Annotated in this window: 5 protein-coding genes and 1 tRNA gene; 3 read left to right on the top strand and 3 right to left on the bottom strand. The window is 36.9% G+C overall.

Annotated elements, in window-relative coordinates; genetic code table 11:
• Positions 1-326 precede the first annotated feature (326 nt).
• Entirely contained in the window at positions 327-737 is a 411-nt protein-coding gene (locus tag AB840_RS14905; RefSeq protein ID WP_048515623.1) for a DUF805 domain-containing protein, read from the top strand.
• A gap of 480 nt (positions 738-1,217) precedes the next feature.
• Here AB840_RS14905 and AB840_RS14900 read toward each other — a convergent pair.
• Positions 1,218-1,293: transfer RNA gene (locus AB840_RS14900), tRNA-Lys, on the bottom strand.
• Between the two features lie 316 nt (positions 1,294-1,609).
• On the opposite strand from AB840_RS14900, the gene AB840_RS14895 reads away from it, so the two are divergent.
• Both AB840_RS14895 and AB840_RS14890 read left to right on the top strand, forming a co-directional pair.
• On the top strand, positions 1,610-1,933 hold the full coding sequence (locus AB840_RS14895) for a lipopolysaccharide assembly protein LapA domain-containing protein (protein ID WP_048515622.1): 324 nt from the start codon (positions 1,610-1,612) through the stop codon (positions 1,931-1,933).
• 183 nt (positions 1,934-2,116) lie between these two features.
• A complete protein-coding gene (locus AB840_RS14890) occupies positions 2,117-2,749 on the top strand; it encodes a PdaC/SigV domain-containing protein (protein ID WP_048515621.1) in 633 nt (210 codons plus the stop codon).
• Positions 2,750-3,137: 388 nt separating this feature from the next.
• On the opposite strand, the gene AB840_RS14885 is transcribed toward AB840_RS14890, so the two are convergent.
• Together AB840_RS14885 and AB840_RS14880 are read right to left on the bottom strand one after the other, a co-directional pair.
• On the bottom strand, positions 3,138-3,806 hold the full coding sequence (locus AB840_RS14885; protein WP_048515620.1) for a helix-turn-helix transcriptional regulator: 669 nt from the start codon (positions 3,804-3,806) through the stop codon (positions 3,138-3,140).
• Positions 3,807-3,852: 46 nt separating this feature from the next.
• Positions 3,853-4,100: ACT domain-containing protein (locus AB840_RS14880; RefSeq protein WP_048513144.1), on the bottom strand; the 248-nt coding region annotated here is incomplete at its 5' end.

Here is a 4,100-nt window from a genome sequence, read left to right as displayed (position 1 = left end):
CCATCATCTCTTTGATGGTACCGCCAAGCAGATCCTTCAGGGCATCTTGGATGTCATTTGGTTTCTCGATGGTATACTCTTGGAAGAGCTGCTGGATAATAGCCCGCTTCCCATCGGTCATTTCAACCTTGTGAATCTCTTTCCGCTGTTTTGCCATGATAAAAAGTCCTCCTATGATTAGATTGTACCATAGAAGACCTTATGACTTCGAGTGGAAGTTTGTTTACAGAGATTTTTTCATAGGCTCTATTTTTTAATACCGGGCGACAGTAAAAACTGCCGTAACCCCCAAATTCTATCCCCCTAAACACATAAAGGAGAGTATCATGGAAAACAAACAACTCACGCTCAAAGAAGCAAGCCGCATATTATGGCAAAAAAAGTTTTCATTCTCAGGGCGTTCATCCCGCTCGGAATATTGGCTGGGAATGATATCGCTATACATTGCCGGCATTATTATTTATATTCTTACGATATCACTAGGAAGCGCCTCTGCTGGATTGACATTAACCTATAGCACTCATATTCTTTTTATTATTGGCTTGGCAATTGTTGCTGTTTTATGGATTTTATTTGCAGTATGTAATCTTGCCCTGACTACCCGCCGCCTACATGACATTGGTAAGCGAGGGTTATGGCAGCTATTGTATTTAATACCGTGTGTAGGTTCCGTGATTATTTTCTTTTGGACTATTTACATTTCTGATGATGATAACAAATATGGCCTTAAACCATAACTATTTTTAAATAGGCAGACCCGTACTATGAGGTAATTTCTCATACCACATTGCGTTTTTTCATAGTACCCCATCGGTAAAGGTACATGCACTCTGCCCCAAACTTCTTGATTCATACTCCATCAATACTTCGCATAGCCAAGCTATCCTGCCGTTGATTGAATAGATTTAAACAAACAGTATTGGCATTATAACCACTGTCCATGATAAAGCAGGCATGAATTTACATTATGTAATAAATAAGAACGTGTCGCGGGTACTCAATTAAGATACCCGACACTTTCTTATTTACACAGCTCCCCTTTTATATCATTGTGTATCAAAGTGCATCAAAATTTTAATCAAGAATACCCAATGACTCCTGAACCTGTCCCCTCACCAGTGTTCTCTTTACTAGTGTAACAAAGTTTAGTAAATTAATGTAGAGGGGCAAAAAAAATAACCACACGGCATAAACCGCATGGTTACTACTGTTTTTTATGGTGGACCATCAGGGGTTCGAACCCTGGACACCCTGATTAAGAGTCAGGTGCTCTACCAGCTGAGCTAATGGTCCATACAAATGTTTCACTGAGCACATGAACTATAATACACTATTTACTGAATAAAAGCAAGTATTTTTTTCTGAATTTTATTAAAATTAGTTATAAATGGATTAGAACCCAGCTGCAGATTCATCCTTCTGTTTTTTATCTGATTTTTGTTTTGATATACTTCAAACAAATTATTAACTTGATAAAAAAGCAATTCTACCATAAAATGAATGTATAATAAAAAATATCCACTCCATATCCTGGCCCGATTTAAGTATTTTGCTGTCATTTAAATCTGAATTACATAATTATATTAATTTTTTTAAAGAGGGTGAATGCATGTTTTATATTATTCTTATTTTTGTACTGAGCTTTGTTGTTGCCGTCGTTGCTATCCAAAATTCTATGCCTGTACAGTTGTCTTTCTTTACCTGGTCATTTGATTCAAACCTCATTGTAGTTGTCATCATGTCTGTTATTGTAGGGCTATTGATCGCCTTGCTTTGGGGACTCAAATTAAAAACACAGTCCTTTTGGCGCAATCGTAAATTACAAGATAAAATGGATTCTCTTATCCGTGAAAATGAATCATTAAAAAAACAAATAGCTGAACCTAAAGAGCCTTCAGAGCTGCCTCCGCAGGGGGGAATTTCAACAAAATAACAAGGACGTATTACTATATATTACTATCCCGTTTCTTGCAAAATTAATATGACAATTACCGCATATATGTGCAGCATCCAATATCATAATTTGTTATTCTTTGTTTTTATATGCAGCGGCTTATTTATTTGATGTACTATTTAATAATGTATATGTTTTGTATTTTCTAAAGAGGTGATAGTGATGTTTAAAATTCTTTTGCCATGCTTGTTTGCCCTCTGGGCTGTTTCCCTGTCAGCTCAAGCTATTGTTGTAAGTAAAACCGAGTCAATCACACCCAATATGACGCTGACCTATCCTATAATAAATAATGAAGCCTCCACTGCTCAACAGATTATGAACGCTGATATCTATGGATATGTCACTCGTTTAAAAAACATTTATCAAAAGGGTGAAGCCATAGAAATTGCCATGAACTATGAAATAAAATATGAGGATGCCGACTATGTATCCCTTATTCTAAAAACCTATACGTATACTGGCGGAGCCCACGGAATGCCATTGCAGCACGGTTTGGTCTATTCTAAAAAAACAGGAAAAACGATTCCTTTAACCTATTTTCTAAAACCCATTTCCATCCAAAATTTAATTGCCGGAATCCAGTCTAACCGCCTTACATTGACAGATCAGAACATGTCCAGAATTCAATATGATCCTTTTTTCACACCCAACGTTGTCAGCAAAGACTATTATCTATGCGGCAATGGATCCTTTGCTCTGATTTTTCAGCCTTACAGCTTTGCTCCGTATGCAGTCGGCGCTACTCGTGTGCTATTCACACGGGAAGCAGCTAATTATTATAATAATGAACAATAAAAAGCAAATAGGCCGCTACGCATCAGCTGACAGACACTTCCGTCGTATAGCGAATTCTGCTTTCATAGAACTATACATACATTTTTCGATTTTAATGAGTTTGACTGATTCAATTTTATTGATAAATACGCCGCATCTCTGATGCGCATTTACAGTGCATCATCCCTATATTTCCGTTGGGTTTCCCTAGCTCTATATACTATCTGCATAAGCAATCATACAGGGAGGATACATCCTCGTATCCTCCCTGTATGATTTTTTTATAATCCTCTTTAAATTAACCGTTCAGTAAATCATCGATTGTCGAACCGGATATTTTTTTACAGTCCTGATAGCCAGATAGTTTTATTACTGCAAGCACAGCCGACTAAAATTCAATTTTCTGCATCTATTTTTCATTTTGTGAAAGATAGCGATATATGGTACTAGCTGCTATATCCAGCAGCATTCCCACCCGTGGAACAGAACCTTTAATCTTAAAAATACCGTTTTTTTTCAATAAAAAAATCAATTCCTTTTTTTCTGCAAAAGTAATATTTTCCGCAGACAGATGCCGCTCATCCAACATATCCTGTACAGAACGAATAATGATTTGATCTGATGATGCATATAAATACTCATTCACTCGATGATGATGCTCCGAGATTGTCCCATTTTGTTCTTGCCGACTATCCGTTGGCATGATAGATTGGAATCCTGATTTTAAAATATTAACACAAAGCATGCCAATAATTTTTTTTTCATCATCTCGAATAAAATAAGTAGATGAAATTAAATCTTCTCCATGGCTGTTTTTACTGGTATAATTTGATAAAAATTTTTCCTGAAGATTGGGCGCACCTTCCATAATTTTCAAGGCTAAATTGGTAAGCGGACCACCAATATTCCGACCACTTACATATCCATTTCGAATCGCAATAATAGAACAATTCGGATTACGCATGTCCTGTAAAACTACTTCACAGAGAGGACCTATAATATCCGCTATATAGTGCACCATAGGTACATAATTTTGTAATATTTCATCAGGTGAACGCTTGATTTTTACAATATGCAAAATATGTCTTCCCCTTTCTTTTATAAAACAATTCACTTTATACTAACTATTTTAAGGTAACATGATAGTGATTATCTTTAAATACATCCATCAAGCGTTCCACATGTTTTTCATTGGCTGTTTCCAGTTCAAAGGATACCGCTGTGCAGCCCATACTGATACCGTGCTGGCTCCGTTCATGCGTAATGGAAAGAACATTGGCATTGGAGTCAGAGATGAGCGTGAGCAATTTGACCAGTTCACCCGGCTGGTCCGGCACAACTGTTTCAAAGAAGACCTTGCGCCAGGAGCGGA

The sequence above is a fragment of the Megasphaera cerevisiae DSM 20462 genome, assembly GCF_001045675.1.
GTDB lineage: Bacteria > Bacillota > Negativicutes > Veillonellales > Megasphaeraceae > Megasphaera > Megasphaera cerevisiae.
The sequence above is the reverse complement of the archived record's forward strand: the minus strand, read 5'-3'. Positions and strand labels throughout refer to the sequence as shown.